Consider the following 14423-nt stretch of genomic DNA (forward strand, 5'->3'; position numbering starts at 1 on the left):
TGCGCGCGGCGCTCCGCACACACGTGTGAGGCCGGTTACACAACCTCGACACGCCTAGGGCGCGGACAGGTCCATCCGCGCGTGGAACTCCCGCACCACCGCCTCCCCCGCGTACGGCTCCAAACTCTCCCTCAGGTCTTCGAGGTACTCGGCGCCCCGCGACGACCGCAGCGTGCCCAGGAGTTCGAGCGCGCGCGTCCCCGTCTTGCAGGCCTGCTCCACCTCCCGCTGCTGCACCTGCGCCGAGGCCAGCAGGGCCAGCCCGATCGCCCGGCGCCGCGCCCGCGTCTCCGGATGCCCCGCGATCGACTCCCGCGCCGCCCGCGCCGCCTCCTCCGCCTGCCCCAGGTCCCGGTAGCAGTGCGCCAGTTCGTCCGCGAGATAGGCCTGGTCGAAGTGCGCGATCCACACCGGGTCGTCGCCCGCCTCCGGATCGGCCCGCCCCAGCGCCCGCACGGCACGGCCCGCCGCCGTCTCGAAGGAGCTCACGTCCCCCATCAGCGCGTGCCCGCGCGCCTCGGCCGCGAGGAACATCGCCTCGGCCCTCGGCGGCACCTTGCCCCGCGCGCCCTCCTGCGCCGCCCGCGCCAACTGGGCGATCTCCCGGGGGTTCCCGAGCTGCGCGGCGAGGTGGCTCATCGACGCGGCCAGCACGTAACCGCCGTAGCCCCGGTCCCCCGCCGCCTGCGCGAGCCGCAGCGCCTGGATGTAGTACCGCTGCGCGAGCCCCGGTTCCCCCGTGTCCACCGCCATGTACCCGGCGAGTTCGGTGAGCCGCGCGGCCGCCCCGAACAGCTGCCGGCCCACGGCCTCCCGGTACGAGCCCGAAAGCATCCCCGACACCACGCTGTTCAGGTAGTGCACCACCACCGGCCGCACGTGGCCGCTGCCGAACCGCCGGTCGAGGTCGACCAGCGCGCTCGTCATCTCCCGCACCGCCGCCACGTCCGCGACCCCGACGCGCGCGCCCGCGAGCCGCGCCACGTGCGTGTCCGGACCGGTGATCAGCCAGTCCCTGCTCGGCTCGACCAGCGCCGACGCCGCGACCGTCGAACCCGTCAGGAAGTCCCTCCTGCCCACGTCGCTGCGCCACAGCTCGCAGACCTGCTCGATCGCCCCGAGGACCGTCGGCGCGAACTGGAGCCCCACACCCGCGGCGAGGTTCCGTCCGTTCGCCATCCCGACCTCGTCGATCGTGACCGTCCTGCCCAGCTTGCGGCCCAGCGCCTCCGCGATGATCCCCGGCGCCCGGCCGCGCGGCTGCTGCCCGCGCAGCCACCGCGCCACCGACGTCTTGTCGTACCGCAGGTCGAGGCCGCGCTCGGCGCCGACCATGTTGACCCTGCGGGCGAGGCCGGCGTGCGAACAGGCCGCCTCCTGGATGAGCGCCTGGAGCCGTTCGTTCGGCTGACGCGCGACGAGTGGCCTGGCTGCCATGAGTACCCCCTGAGGCCGAACGGTGATCACAGGTGCAGTGATCACGAGAAGTGATCAATGCCCGGTGGATATCCGGTCAATGCCGATGTGAACACGCGAAACCGGACAGTTCCGGTGGCACGTGCCACACGCTCGGCACCGGACACGCCGGCCGCGACGCTGCCGCCGGCGCCCCCACCGGTACGTACCCACCCCCCGCTCCCCCGGCCCCCGCGCGCCCCCGCCGGTGCACCCGTGCGCCCCGTATGCAGGATCGATGCGTCACACCGCTCTTCCCCGCGCCCGTAACCCCAGGTGGCGGGGGCAGTTGTGCTCACCGTGGAAGAGACCATCGGAGTCACGGAAGCCGCACAGATCCCCCAGCAGCGAGGCGAGCAGCTGCTGGACAGCGCCGTGCGGTACGCGGAAGAGCGGCACTGGGACGTGTTCCCCGGGACCTGGCTTGAAGCCGTCGAGGGCAGGGAGCGCTGTTCCTGCGGCGCGGAGTGCGCCGTCCCCGGCGGGCACGCGGTCAAGCCGGACTGGTCGACACAGGCCACCGGGAGCGGCGTCGGGGCGCGGCGCATGTGGTCGAAGACGCCGAAGGCGTCGATCCTGCTGCCGACGGGCCGGACGTTCGACGCGATCGAGGTGCCGGAGTCGGCCGGCTTCCTCGCGCTCGCCCGGATGGAGCGCATGGAGCTGACGCTCGGCCCCGTCACCTGCACGCCGGACCGCCGGATGTTCTTCTTCGTCCTGCCGGGCGCCGCCGCCAAGGTGCCCGACCTGGTCCGCAAGCTGGGCTGGGTGCCGGCCTCGATCGACCTCGTGACGCGCGGCGAGGGCCACTACGTGGCGGCCCCGCCCACCCGGATCGGCGGCGTCGGCGCGGTGCAGTGGGCGCGGCGCCCCACCCCGGCGAACCGCTGGCTCCCCGATGCGGAGGAGCTGATCAGCCCCCTCGCGTACGCATGCGGCCGGGAAGCGGCGGAGGCCCGCGGCCGGGCTCAGTGAACCCGGGGCGTCGGGCTCGGTGATCTCTGGCCACGAGGCTCGGTGAACGCCGGCCACGGGCTCGTGATCACTGGGGCGGGTCAGGCCTCACCCGTATGGTGGTGCCCGTATTCACGGGGACAACCGAAGGGTTGACGGACCATGCCTGACCAGGCATTTGACGGAGTTTTCGACAAGGCGGGCGCCACTGCGGGCACCGCACCGGATTCCGGTGCGGTGCCCGCAGTGCGTGTCGAGGGGCTGTGGAAGCGTTTCGGCCAGCAGATCGCGGTGAACGGGATCGATCTCGTGCTGCCGGCGGGGAAGTTCATCGGGCTCGTCGGGCCCAACGGCGCCGGCAAGACCACCACCCTCTCCATGATCACGGGCCTGCTCCGGCCCGACCAGGGGCGGATCCTGGTCGCCGGGCACGACGTCTGGGCGGACCCCGAGTCGGTCGCCCGGGTCAAGGCCCGGATCGGCATCCTGCCGGAGGGCCTGCGGCTCTTCGAGCGGCTCTCCGGCCGTGAACTCCTTGCCTACAGCGGCCGGCTGCGGGGGCTGCCGGGCGCCGAGGTCGACAAGCGGGCCGCGCAGCTCCTCGACGTCCTCGACCTGACCGGCTCACAGAACAAGCTGGTCGTCGACTACTCGACCGGCATGCGGAAGAAGATCGGCCTCGCGGCCGCCCTGCTCCACAACCCCGAAGTGCTCTTCCTGGACGAGCCGTTCGAGGGCGTCGACCCGGTGTCCGCGCAGACCATCCGCGGGGTTCTGGAGCGGTACACCCGGTCCGGCGCTACGGTCGTCTTCTCCAGCCACGTCATGGAGCTGGTCGAGTCGCTCTGCGACTGGGTCGCCGTGATGGCGGCGGGCCGGATCCGTGCGCAGGGCACGCTCGCGGAGGTCCGCGGCGACCGGCCCTCGCTCCAGGCGGCGTTCCTGGAGCTGGTCGGGGCGAGCGGGCACGAGACGGCCGGGGAGTCCCTGGACTGGCTGGGCGGCGGGGCGCAGCGATGAGCACGAACGCCACGCCGTCCACCTCTCCCTTCCCCTCCCCCTCCGCGGGTCCCTCGCCCGCCCCCGCCGACGCCCCCGTGCCGTCCCTCACCGCGGTCTTCGTACGGCTCAAGCTGTCGCTGCTGAAGAACGGGCTGCGGCAGTCGGGCGGGCGGACCGCCGCGTACATCGTCTCGATCGTCTTCGGCGTGCTCTTCGCCGCGGCCATGGTGCTGTCCTCCGTGCTGCTGCGGGGCAGCGCGGACGCGGACACGATCGCGGTCCTCCTCACGGGGGTCGTGGCGCTCTCGTGGGCGGTCATGCCGCTGTTCGTGCCGACCGGGGACGAGACCCTCGACCCCTCGCGGCTCGTGATGCTGCCGCTGCAACCCCGGCCGCTGGTCCGGGCCCTGCTGGTGGCGTCCCTGGTGGGTGTCGGGCCGGTCCTCACGCTGTGCCTGGCGTTCGGCGCGGCCGTGTCGGTCGCGCGGGGCGCCGCCGGGACGGTCGTCGCCGTCCTCGCCGTCCCGCTCGTGACGGTCGTGTGCGTCGCGCTGTCCCGGGCGGTGGTCGCGGCGAACATCCGGCTGCTGACCTCCCGCAAGGGCCGGGACCTGGCGCTGCTGAGCGGTCTGGTGATCGCGGTCGGCATGCAGTTGGTCAACTTCGGCGCCCAGCGCCTCGGCCAGGCCGGCGGTCTCGGCCCGCTCGAACCGGCGGCCGCGGTCGTCGGCTGGCTGCCGCCCGCCGCCGCGATCGGCGCGGTGGACGCGGCGAGCAACGGCGACCACGCCGTGGCGGCGGTCCGGCTGCTGCTCACGGCGGCGGCGCTCGTGGCGCTCGTCCACTGGTGGCGGCGGAGCCTGGTGAAGCTGATGGTCGAGCCGGACGGCTCCACGATCGGCGCGTCGTCCGGCAAGGGCGTCCGCGAGAAGTCCGGCGGTACGGGGCTCCTCGGCCGGATCCTGCCGGGCGGTCGCACGGGCGCGGCCATGGAGCGCACCCTGCGCTACATCTGGCGCGATCCCAAGACGAAGGCCGCGTGGGTGACCTCGCTGGCCATGGGCCTGATCGTGCCGGTCTTCAACGCCTTCCAGGGCACGGGCTCGATCTACTGGGCGTGCTTCGCCTCGGGGATGCTCGGCGTCCAGATGTACAACCAGTTCGGCCAGGACACCTCGGCGTTCTGGATGGTCGCGCAGACCGTCTCGACGACGGCCGACGCGTACGCGGAGCTCCGGGCGCGAGCCCTGGCCCTGCTGTCGGTGACCCTGCCGTTCACCGCCCTCGTGACGGTGGCGACGGCCGCCGTCCTCGGCGACTGGTCGGCCTTCCCGGAGGCGCTCGGCCTGTCGTTCGGCCTGCTGGGGGCGCTGCTGGGTTCGGGGGCGCTGGCCTCGGCGGTCTTCCCGTACTCGATCCCGCAGGACAGCGGCTACAAGAACGTGGTGCCGGGGCAGGGCGGTCTGGCCTGGATGTCGATCCTCGGCGGCATGTTGGGCTCGATGCTGCTGTGCGCCCCGCTCATCGGGGTGACGGTCTACCTCCACCTCTCCGACCAGCGGTCCCTGCTGTGGCTCCTCCTTCCGGCCGGGGTGCTCTACGGCGCGCTGCTCGTCCAGGCGGGCCTGAAGCTGGCGGCCCCGCGGACGGCGGCGCGGCTGCCGGAGATCCTGGCGGCGGTCAGCAAGGGGTGACCCCGGCGCCGGGCGCCGGTCGCCCGCCGTCGATTCCGGTCGTCGGGCGCCGGATGCCGGATGCCGGATGCCGGATGCCGGTTGCCGGATGCCGGTTGCCGGATGCCGGATGCCGGTTGCCGGATGCCGGATGCCGGATGCCGGTTGCCGGTCACTCGTCAGGAGGCGGGTGACCGGCGCCGTACCAGCGACGCGAGCGCCGTGACGGCGACGACGAGGACGAGGGAGCGGAGGGGGAGGAGCGTCCCGGGGGCGTCGTCGAGGAGGTCGATGCCGTTCCCCAGGGCGACGACCCAGGCGGCGGTGCCCGTCAGCACCATCGGGCCGACCCGCCGCTCCCCGCTGATCCGCATCCCCGCCCACAGGACGAACGGCATCGCCAGGAACGTGTTGATCAGTGCGGTCGTGAACGCCTGGTCCGCCGAGTAGCCGGGGGCGGCGCCCAGAGTCGCGGCGGCCTGGCTGCTGAAGGACAGGCGCAGGGTGTCGGACAGCACGAGATGCGCCGCCGCGACGGCGATCGCGGAGACGATCAGCGCCTTGAGGAGGCGGGGGGCGGTCGCGGTGTGTGGAGGCGGTGCCATGCGGCCGACTATACGCAGTGTGTATACACCGGGTGTATAGGGGGTTGTCGATGGCGCGAACCCCGGGCGTGTCGGACTTTCGGGGCGCGTGTTACCGTCCGCCGATTGTTCGAATATGTGGGGGAGCGGGAGCTTTGCGAAAGTTTGTGGGGGCCGGTGTCGCGGCCGCGCTGCTCGTGACGGGCGGCGTTGGGGGAACGGGTACCGCCGTGGCGGCGGGAGACCCGACGTTCGGGTTCGACCCGGTCGAGAACAAGGTCCTCATGCCGGGCGAGGGGTGGGTCTGGCTGTCCCCGCAGAGCACCCAGGGTGGCGAGCCGGACGGTACGTACGTGTACGCGGTGAGCAAGAAGCCGCTCACGGACGCCGGCTGGTCCGGCGGCGGGCTGCCGACCGGGCTGAAGGTGGACCGGGCCGAGGGCTGCACGCCGAAGGCCGGGAAGCCCGGCGTGTACCTGTGCGGCCTGAGGGGCTGGGGCAACCCCACGCCCGACATCTCGGCGACGAGCACGGCGGCGAACGGCACGACGGCCTACTACAGCCTCGTCTACGTGCCGCGCGGGGCGAGCATCGACGCGGGCATCAAGGAGGCGCAGACCGCCGCCTCGAAGCCCGTCGGCACGCGCCGGGCGCACGCGACGATCACCGTGAAGAGCCGGGCGCACGTCGCGCAGAACACGATCACGATGTCGACGCCGACCGTGCCGGCCGGCGGCAGCGTGAAGCACACGACCAAGCTGCACGCGGTCGACAAGGGCCACCTGAGCCTGTACCTGTCCGCGGCGCCCGGTTACCGGAACTGGGACGAGGGCGAGCTCAAGGTCACCGCCGACGGCATCGGCGCGGGCGGCGCCGCCGGCGCCACGTGCGACCACTCGCTCGGCGAGGTCGGCGACTTCCGCTGCGACATCACGAAGCCCGGCGACTACACGATCACCTACGGGCTCAAGGCCGCGGCGAACGCGCCCGCGTGGCGCGTGCGGACCCAGGCGACGTACGAGGTGTACACCTTCGGCACGGGCAACCCGGAGAAGGCGTCCGACTTCGCCGTCAGCAGCCCCGTCCCGGTGATCGAGCGCCACCGGCTCGTCGGCCGCGACGCCGAGGGCTGGCTGTGGGACTACACGGGCACGGGCAAGCTCTCCTCGCCCTTCCACTGGACCAGCCCGGTCGGCGGAAACTTCGACTGGAACCGGTACTCGGCCCTCACCCGGCTCGGCCCCGTCACCGTGCAGAGCACCGGGCCCGGCGCGGTCGGGCGGGACAAGGGCGGCGTGCTGTGGTTCTACCGGATGTCCGGTGACGGCGGCATCTACAAGGACCGGCTGCGGGTCGGCGGCGGCTGGAACGCCTTCGACCTGCTGGCCGGCGCCGCGGACCTGACCGGCGACAGGAAGGCGGACCTGCTCGCGCGGGACACCACCGGGACGCTGTGGCTCTACCCGGGCACCGGCACCGCCACGGCGCCGTTCGGCGCCCGCGTGCGGATCGGCGCGGGCTGGGGCACGTACAACTCCCTGGTGGGCGGCACCGACGTGACCGGCGACGGCCGGGCCGACCTGGTGGCCCGCGACACGGCCGGCAGGCAGTGGCTGTACGCCGGTACGGGCACGGCGGCGAAGCCCTTCGGCGACCGCAGGCAGATCGGCCACGGCTGGCAGGCCTACAACTCCATGGTGGCGCCGGGCGATCTGAACTCCGACGGCAAGGCGGACCTCGTGGCCCGGGACTCCTCGGGGACGCTCTGGTACTACGCGGGCACGGGTGTCGCGACCAAGCCGTACGCCACGCGCGCGCGGATCGGCTCGGGCTGGCAGCGGTACAACCTGCTGTTCTAGCCGGTCCGTTCCCGGACGACCCACTCGACGGCCTCCACCCCTGCCCGGGGTGGGGGCCGTCCCCCCATGTGCGGCCCTGAGGGGGAGTCGGGGTGCGGTCAGGGTCGGGTCCGGGTGATCACCGATGAGCAACGGGCGGTGCGGGGGCGATGGTTGACGCAGAACGAAACGCCGCGGCGCCGCCGAGCACCGCGTCGCCCGCACCGCTCGAACCGCTTGAACCGCTCGAACCGCTTGAACCGCTCGAACCGCTTGAACCGCTTGAACCGCTTGAACCGCTTCAACCGCTCGAACCCGACCGCATCGTCCCCAGGAGCTCCCCGATGACCGCTCTCCCGGCCGCCCAGTCCCCCGCCTCCGCCGCTTCCGCCGCCACCTCCTCCCCCTCCCGCCCCCGCGGTCTCCGGCGTCTCGCCGTCACCGGCCTCGCGCTCGCCGCGGTCACCGCCGGGGTCGGCGCCGCGCCCGCCGCGACGGCCGCGCCCGCCCCTCACCACTCACCCACCGCGGTGCGGGCGTTGCTGGCCACCCTGCCCGACGACGTGACGGACGCGGCGGTGGTGCGGGGCGCCGGCCGGGGCCTGAGAGGCCCGTACACCGGGACGGCCGGGCCGGTGACGGCGGACGCGCGGGTCCCGGTGGGGAGCGTGACCAAGGTGTTCACCGACGCGGTGCTCCTCCAGCTCGTCGCCGAGCGCCGGATACGCATCGACGAGCCCGTACGCCCCCACCTGCCCGAGCTGATCCCGGCGGCGTACTCCGGCGTGACGGTCCGGCAGATCCTGGACCACACGAGCGACTTCCCCCGCCCGGCCAAGGTCCCGCTCGACCCGAGCGGGGTCGTGACGGCCTCCTTCGCGGCGGACGCGACGGGCCGCCCTGGCCACGTCCCGGCGCCCGGCACCGTCCAGCAGTACAACGGGCTCAACAGCTTCGTCGCCGGACTGCTCGTGGAGCGGCTCACCGGCCGCTCCTTCGCCGAGGAGCTCGACCGGCGCGTCCTGCGCCCGCTCGCCCTGCGGGACACCGCGCTCTCCGAGGAGCCGGCCATCGCCTGGGCCTGGGCGGAGGGCGGCCTGACGTCCACCACGACCGACCTCGACAGGTTCCTCCGCGCCCTGCTGGACGGACGGCTGCTCCCGCCGACGCAGCAGCGGCACCTCTTCGAGATACCCGCCGTCCCGGGCGCCCCCGGGAACACCAGCTGCCCCGGGGCCACGGCCTGCTTCAGCGCGGGCGGACTGATGGGCATCGACCTGGACGGCACCCGGGTCTGGGGCAAGACCGGCTCCAGCGGCGGCTGGACCAGCGGCGTGTTCGCGACGACCGCCCCGCAGCGCCGCGTCACGTACGTCCTGCGCCCCGACGCCCTGGCCACCCCTCAGGCCCAGCGCGAGCGGGTCGAGACCGTGGTCGGCGCGGCGCTCACGAAGTAGGGGGTGGCCCGCCGGAGAAGCGCCGAGGACCCCCACCGGAGGCGGGAGGGAGCCCTGTGCCGCCAGGGGGTTCTACGGCGTCAGGACCCCGTTCAGGAAGGGCTCGACGGCCTCGCTCCAGGCCTGCGGGTGCTCGTAGTGGAGGAGATGACCCGCGTCGGGGATCTCCGCGTACGCCCCGTGGGGCAGGACCCTGACCATCTCCTGGGCCTCCGCGCGGCCCAGTTCGCCGTCGAGGCCGCGGACGACGAGGGTCGGGCAGCGGACCTGGGCGAGCGAGTCCCAGTGAGCGTCGTGGACCCAGGTCTCACGGGACGTCAGCATCTGCGCCGGGTCGAAGACCGGGCGCCAGCCGTCCGCGTGCTCGGCCATCACCTCGGCGAAGAAGGCACCCCGGGCGGGGTTCGGGCGCTCGACCCACGGGTCGTCCTCGCCGAACCAGCGGCGGGCGGCGTCCAGGGACGGGAAGGGCGCGGGCCAGCCCCGGAACCAGTCCTGCCAGGCGCGCTGCGAGGCGGCGCCGAGGGCGGAGGCCCGCATGTCGCAGATGACGAGGGCGCGGACCAGGTCGGGGCGCTCGGCGGCGAGTTGCCAGGCGGTGAGCGCGCCCATGGAGTGGCCGACGAGGGTGACGGGGCCGAGGCCGAGCTGCTCGACGGCCGCGGCCGCGTCCGCCACGTACGCCTCGCGGGTGAAGGGGCCGGCAGCCGGCTTCTGACTGTGGCCGTGACCCCGCTGGTCGAGGGCGACGACGCGGTGACGTCCGGTCAGGCGGCGGACCGCGGGGGCCCAGTGGGCGGCGTGCCCCATGAGGCCGTGGAGGAGTAACACACCCTGCGTGGAAGGCACGGAAGCCGTGGACGGGGTGGCGGTCGCCGGGGCGGCGCGGGTCGCGGCGGGGACGGGGAGGCCCTCCCGGTGCAGCGCGGCGGGTGCCGGCGCGGGCCGGGGCGCGGGTGGCCGCGGGGCGGCCTTCGGGTCCTCGTTTCCGCCGGTCAGCGTCGTGTAGTCCCAGGCGGCCAGGCGTACGCCGCCGGCCCCGGTGACGTCGAGTCGTCGCGCCATGTCCCTGGCACCCCCTCTTTCCCGTCGAACCGCATCAGACTATCGAACTCGCATTCGAAAATGCGCTTCTGCCACCCAACACCCCTCGTTCGAGTGACAGGGCTCAAGGATTGACTCCCGCTGCCGAGGGGAGATCTTGAACGGGAGGCGGACCGCTCGGGGAAAAACGGTCCGACGGGACTGACCTTGAGAGCTCGGGGCTCCAGGTCAGCACAGGGGAGGACAGGCCCCGGCGCCACAAGGCGCCGGGGCCCTCTGCCGTTCGGAGACCCCTGCCGTCCGTGGCCCTCATGGCCTCACACCCCTTCCACGCCCAGCTCGTACCAGCGTGGCACGCCGAGGGGGCGGGCGTGGCCATTCCGGCGTAAACCGGGGCGCGCGACGGACCGTTGGCCGCCCCGGCGGCGAGTCGACACGCGTTCGTGACCCCCGCGACGACGGAGGGGCGCCCCGCCGTGACCCGGCGGGGCGCCCCTCACTCCGTACGGGACGGACTCAGCGCTTCGCGACGAAGACGTGCGCCGCGACCTCCGCGTCCAGCTCGGCGGCCTCGCCGCTGCTGCCCACCAGGACGCCGCCCGGCGACTCCGTCACCGACACCACGGAACCGGGCTGCACGCCCGCCCTCCGCAGCGTGTACATCAGCTGGGCGTCCGTCTGGATCGGCTCGCCGATCCGGCGCACGACCACCGTCTTGCCGCCGCTCGCGTCCAGGTCGGCGAGGGAGACCATCGAGTCGTCCAGGAACGCCTCGGCCTCCGCCTTCTCGCCGAGCTCCTCCAGGCCCGGGATCGGGTTCCCGTACGGCGACTCCGTCGGGTGACGCAGCAGCTCCAGGACCCGGCGCTCCACGGCCTCGCTCATCACGTGCTCCCAGCGGCAGGCCTCCGCGTGGACCTGCTCCCACTCCAGGCCGATCACGTCGACGAGGAGACACTCCGCGAGCCGGTGCTTGCGCATGACGCGGGTGGCGAGGCGACGGCCCTCGTCCGTCAGCTCCAGATGGCGGTCACTCGCCACGGCCACCAGGCCGTCGCGCTCCATCCGGGCCACCGTCTGGCTCACCGTCGGGCCGCTCTGGTCGAGCCGCTCGGCGATCCGGGCACGCATCGGGACCACACCTTCCTCCTCAAGCTCGAGGATGGTGCGGAGATACATCTCCGTTGTGTCGATCAGTCCGGACATACGTGCCCCTCGATGAGTCGTGCGCTGGCCCTGCCCCAATTCTGACGCATCACACCGACAACCGGGCCTCACCGGGGTGAGGCGGTATTGACAGAGCAATGGTCCAGACCGCACGGTGATCCGCGACTCGGCGAGAGCCACGACGAGAGCCCCGCCGGGAGCCACGACGAGAAGGAGTCGCCGTCATGGGCGAGAGCAAGCTGGCCGGACAGTTCTTCGACGCCGCTATCGGCCTGCTCCAGCAGGTCCGCGACGGGGACTCCGCCGAGATCGCCGCCGCCGGAGCGGCCATCGCGGAGGCCGTCGCGAACGGCAACCGGCTCTTCGCCTTCGGAGCGGGCCACTCCTCGCTCGCCGCTCAGGACGTCGTCTACCGGGCCGGCGGCTTCGCCCTGATGAACCTGCTCGCCGTCCCCGGCGTCGTCGGCGTGGACGTCATGCCCGCCACCCTCGGCTCCGCCCTGGAGCGCGTCGACGGCCTCGCCGGGGCCGTCCTGGACTCCTCCCCCGCCAAGGCCGGGGACGTCCTGATCATCATCTCCCTCTCCGGGCGCAACGCCCTGCCCGTCGAGATGGCGATGAACGCCCGGGCGCTCGGCCTCACGGTCATCGGCGTCACCTCGGTGGCGTACGCGACGGAGACGAAGTCGCGGCACGTCTCGGGGCAGTACCTCAAGGACCACTGCGACATCGTCCTCGACTCCCGTATCGCCGTCGGCGACGCGGAGCTCACCCACGACGGCATCGAGGCGCCCTTCGCCCCCGCCTCGACCGTCGTGACCAGCGCCCTCATGCAGGCCACGATGGCCGCCGCGGCCGAGGAGCTCGTACGCCGGGGGATCGAGCCGCCGCTGCTCCGCTCGGGGAACGTGGACGGCGGGCACGAGTGGAACGGCCGCGTGATGTCGGAGTACGCCGACCGGATCTTCTACCGGCACTAGGGCGTGTTGCGAAAGTAGCGCCGGCCGCCCGAAGGGCGGGCCCGACGGCGTCTGGTGCGTGCGATCGCAAGGCGGAGGGTCGCCCCGATACTGGATGTATCGGGGTGATCCCGATAACGCGGCGAGCGTGCGTGCCAGGCGCCGTCGGGCAGGCGGGACTTTCGCAACACGCCCTAGAACGGGTCCGCCGCCGGGCCGCTGAGGAACCGGGCCACCGGGCTGCTCGGCTGCTCGGCTGCTCGGCTGCTCGGCCACTGGGCTACCGGGCTACTGGGCTACTGGGCTACTGCGGGAAGCGCACCCGGACCGTCAGGCCGCCGCCCTCCGCGTTGGCACTCGCCGTGGCCGGCGCGTCGTGGGCGCGGGCGATGGACTCGACGATCGACAGACCGAGGCCCACGCCCTCGCCGGGGGCCTGGGTGCGCGCGGACAGCCGGCGGAAGGGCTCGAAGAGTAGGGGCACGGTGTCGGGCGGGACCACCGGGCCGGTGTTCGTCACCTCAAGGCCCCCCGGGCCCGTACGGACCTCCACGCGGCCGTCCGGGACGTTGTGCCGGACGGCGTTCGCCACCAGGTTGTGCGCCAGCCGGTCCAGGAGGACCGCGTCGCCGCGCACGGTCAGGGGTCGGGCGTCCAGCGAGACCGTGATCCCGCGCTCGGCCGCCTCGGCCGACAGCGCCTCGACCGCCCCCGCGGCGGCCTCGTGCACCGCCACCGGCCGCCGCTCCCGCAGCCCCTGGTCGCAGGAGGCGAGCAGCAGCAGTCCCTCGATGGTCCGCTCGCTGGCGTCGGCGACCTCGATCAGCTTCTCCCGGATCCGGGCCACCCGCTCCGGGCCCGGATCCCCGGCCAGGCCGATCTCGGCCGCCGCCCGCTGCACGGCGACCGGGGTCCGCAGCTCGTGCGCCGCGTTCGCGGCGAACCGCTGCTGCGCCGACACCAGCCGCTCCATCCGCCCGAGCATCCCGTCGAAGGTGTCCGCGAGGCGCTTCAGCTCCCCCGGCGGCGCGTCCAGGGCGATCCTCTCGTGCAGGTTCTCCCCGGACAGTCGACGGGCCGTGTCGGTGATCACGGCGACCGGGCGCAGGACCCGGCCCGCCATCCACCAGGCGAGCGCGACCGAGAGGCCGGCGTACGCGGCGAGGACGGTCAGGGAGACCGTGAGCAGGCGCTCCAGCGCGGCGCTCTCGGCGGCGTCGCTCAGCGTCCGGGTGATCGCCATGCCCGGGGTCACGCCCGGCGGCAACGGTGCCGCGGTCGCGGGCAGGGCCGGTGTCCACAGCGGGCTGGGCGTGGTGGCGGCGGGCAGGTCCTGGAGGCGCTGCGCGGGCACGGCCGTCGTCATGGCCACGCTGATCGACGAGTACAGGCCGTCCTTGACCAGGAAGTACACGACTCCGGTGAGGAGCGCGCCCGCGAGGAGGAGCAGTCCGCCGTAGAGCGCCGTGAGGCGGGCCCGTTCGCCGCCCATGGCCCCGCGCACCCAAAACCTCGGGTTCAGCGCGGTCCACCCCGCCCTCGTGGGCCTCGTGGGCTGCGTGGGCCGCCCGGTCCTCGTGGGCCGCCGCATCACGCGATCCGGTAGCCCGCGCCGGGCACCGTCTCCACCGCCGGCGGCTCGCCGAGCTTCGCCCGGAGCTTGCTCAGGGTCACCCGTACCGCGTTCGTGCGGTAGCTGGTGTGCTCCTCCCACACCTGCTCGATCAGGTCCTCGCCGCTCACGACGGCCCCCTCGGCCCGCAGCAGTGCCTCCAGGACCGCGAACTCCTTCCGCGACAGGTGCAGGTGCCGCCCGTCGCGGCTCGCCTGCCGGCGCGCGCTGTCCAGGACGATCCCGGCCCGTTCGAGGACGGGCGGCAGCGCGGGCCGGGCGCGGCGGCCCAGGGCGAGGACGCGGGCGAGCAGCTCGTCGTACGCGAAGGGCTTGGCGAGGTAGTCGTCGGCGCCGAGTCCGAGGCCCTCGACCCGGTCCCGTACCGTCCCGGCCGCCGTCAGCATCAGGACCCGGGTCATCAGCCGGTGCCCGACCACCCGCCGGCAGACGTCGTCGCCGTGCATCCCCGGCAGGTCGCGGTCGAGGACCATCACGTCGTACTCGCCGAACTGCAGCTTCCGCAGGGCCTCCAGGCCGTCGCCGGCGACGTCCACGGCGAGCGCGTCGCGGCGCAGCCCCTCGGCGATCATCTCGGCGAGAAACGCCTCGTCCTCCACCACCAGTACGCGCATGGCCACCTGTCTACCGGACCTGGGCTTTCGTCTCCGTAAACCG

Annotated in this window: 12 protein-coding genes; 6 read left to right on the top strand and 6 right to left on the bottom strand. The window is 73.5% G+C overall.

Features of this window, described 5'->3' with window-relative positions; genetic code table 11:
* Window positions 1-54: 54 nt before the first annotated feature.
* Window positions 55-1437 (bottom strand): transcriptional regulator, encoded by a 1383-nt coding sequence (locus tag ACF08F_RS12490; protein WP_392298457.1) that lies wholly within the window; start codon window positions 1435-1437, stop codon window positions 55-57.
* A gap of 309 nt (window positions 1438-1746) precedes the next feature.
* Between ACF08F_RS12490 and ACF08F_RS12495 the strand changes: the two genes are divergently transcribed.
* The 3 genes from ACF08F_RS12495 to ACF08F_RS12505 all read left to right on the top strand — a co-directional run bounded on the left by ACF08F_RS12495 (window position 1747) and on the right by ACF08F_RS12505 (window position 5105).
* Window positions 1747-2430 carry a bifunctional DNA primase/polymerase gene (locus ACF08F_RS12495; RefSeq protein WP_392298458.1) on the top strand — a complete coding sequence of 228 codons (684 nt, stop codon included), beginning with the start codon at window positions 1747-1749 and terminating at the stop codon, window positions 2428-2430.
* A gap of 141 nt (window positions 2431-2571) precedes the next feature.
* Window positions 2572-3429, top strand: a complete 858-nt coding sequence (locus ACF08F_RS12500) for an ABC transporter ATP-binding protein (RefSeq protein ID WP_392298459.1) — start codon at window positions 2572-2574, stop codon at window positions 3427-3429.
* Window positions 3426-5105: a transporter gene (locus ACF08F_RS12505; RefSeq protein ID WP_392298460.1), complete on the top strand. Its 1680-nt coding sequence runs from the start codon at window positions 3426-3428 to the stop codon at window positions 5103-5105. The genes ACF08F_RS12500 and ACF08F_RS12505 overlap by 4 nt, the downstream gene beginning before the upstream one ends.
* Before the next feature lie 158 nt (window positions 5106-5263).
* Here the strand turns inward: ACF08F_RS12505 and ACF08F_RS12510 are convergent, their stop codons facing one another.
* Window positions 5264-5689, bottom strand: coding sequence for a hypothetical protein (locus ACF08F_RS12510; RefSeq protein ID WP_392298461.1), 426 nt, complete (start codon window positions 5687-5689; stop codon window positions 5264-5266).
* A 134-nt stretch (window positions 5690-5823) separates the two neighbouring features.
* Between ACF08F_RS12510 and ACF08F_RS12515 the strand changes: the two genes are divergently transcribed.
* Entirely contained in the window at window positions 5824-7527 is a 1704-nt protein-coding gene (locus tag ACF08F_RS12515; RefSeq protein WP_392298462.1) for an FG-GAP repeat domain-containing protein, read from the top strand.
* A gap of 323 nt (window positions 7528-7850) precedes the next feature.
* The gene (locus ACF08F_RS12520; protein WP_392298463.1) at window positions 7851-8963 is read left to right on the top strand and encodes a serine hydrolase domain-containing protein; all 1113 of its coding nucleotides are present in this window, start codon (window positions 7851-7853) and stop codon (window positions 8961-8963) included.
* Window positions 8964-9035: 72 nt separating this feature from the next.
* On the opposite strand, the gene ACF08F_RS12525 is transcribed toward ACF08F_RS12520, so the two are convergent.
* Both ACF08F_RS12525 and ACF08F_RS12530 read right to left on the bottom strand, forming a co-directional pair.
* Window positions 9036-10028: an alpha/beta fold hydrolase gene (locus ACF08F_RS12525; protein WP_392298464.1), complete on the bottom strand. Its 993-nt coding sequence runs from the start codon at window positions 10026-10028 to the stop codon at window positions 9036-9038.
* A 495-nt stretch (window positions 10029-10523) separates the two neighbouring features.
* The gene (locus ACF08F_RS12530; protein ID WP_055642001.1) at window positions 10524-11213 is read right to left on the bottom strand and encodes a metal-dependent transcriptional regulator; all 690 of its coding nucleotides are present in this window, start codon (window positions 11211-11213) and stop codon (window positions 10524-10526) included.
* A gap of 185 nt (window positions 11214-11398) precedes the next feature.
* On the opposite strand from ACF08F_RS12530, the gene ACF08F_RS12535 reads away from it, so the two are divergent.
* A complete protein-coding gene (locus tag ACF08F_RS12535; RefSeq protein ID WP_392298465.1) occupies window positions 11399-12154 on the top strand; it encodes an SIS domain-containing protein in 756 nt (251 codons plus the stop codon).
* Window positions 12155-12437: 283 nt separating this feature from the next.
* Here the strand turns inward: ACF08F_RS12535 and ACF08F_RS12540 are convergent, their stop codons facing one another.
* Together ACF08F_RS12540 and ACF08F_RS12545 are read right to left on the bottom strand one after the other, a co-directional pair.
* Window positions 12438-13625 (bottom strand): sensor histidine kinase, encoded by a 1188-nt coding sequence (locus tag ACF08F_RS12540; protein WP_392298726.1) that lies wholly within the window; start codon window positions 13623-13625, stop codon window positions 12438-12440.
* Window positions 13626-13723: 98 nt separating this feature from the next.
* Window positions 13724-14380: a response regulator transcription factor gene (locus ACF08F_RS12545; RefSeq protein WP_392298466.1), complete on the bottom strand. Its 657-nt coding sequence runs from the start codon at window positions 14378-14380 to the stop codon at window positions 13724-13726.
* Between the last annotated feature and the right edge of the window lie 43 nt (window positions 14381-14423).

The organism is Streptomyces sp. NPDC015130 (assembly GCF_043080005.1).
In the GTDB taxonomy this organism is placed as follows: domain Bacteria; phylum Actinomycetota; class Actinomycetes; order Streptomycetales; family Streptomycetaceae; genus Streptomyces.

Coding starts and splice junctions, on each gene's coding strand:
- ACF08F_RS12505 (WP_392298460.1), top strand. CDS start 3,426: ATGAGCACGAACGCCACGCCGTCCACCTCTCCCTTCCCCTCCCCCTCC.
- ACF08F_RS12535 (WP_392298465.1), top strand. CDS start 11,399: ATGGGCGAGAGCAAGCTGGCCGGACAGTTCTTCGACGCCGCTATCGGC.
- ACF08F_RS12500 (WP_392298459.1), top strand. CDS start 2,572: ATGCCTGACCAGGCATTTGACGGAGTTTTCGACAAGGCGGGCGCCACT.
- ACF08F_RS12490 (WP_392298457.1), bottom strand. CDS start 1,437: ATGGCAGCCAGGCCACTCGTCGCGCGTCAGCCGAACGAACGGCTCCAG.
- ACF08F_RS12545 (WP_392298466.1), bottom strand. CDS start 14,380: ATGCGCGTACTGGTGGTGGAGGACGAGGCGTTTCTCGCCGAGATGATC.
- ACF08F_RS12540 (WP_392298726.1), bottom strand. CDS start 13,625: ATGGGCGGCGAACGGGCCCGCCTCACGGCGCTCTACGGCGGACTGCTC.
- ACF08F_RS12525 (WP_392298464.1), bottom strand. CDS start 10,028: ATGGCGCGACGACTCGACGTCACCGGGGCCGGCGGCGTACGCCTGGCC.
- ACF08F_RS12510 (WP_392298461.1), bottom strand. CDS start 5,689: ATGGCACCGCCTCCACACACCGCGACCGCCCCCCGCCTCCTCAAGGCG.
- ACF08F_RS12520 (WP_392298463.1), top strand. CDS start 7,851: ATGACCGCTCTCCCGGCCGCCCAGTCCCCCGCCTCCGCCGCTTCCGCC.
- ACF08F_RS12530 (WP_055642001.1), bottom strand. CDS start 11,213: ATGTCCGGACTGATCGACACAACGGAGATGTATCTCCGCACCATCCTC.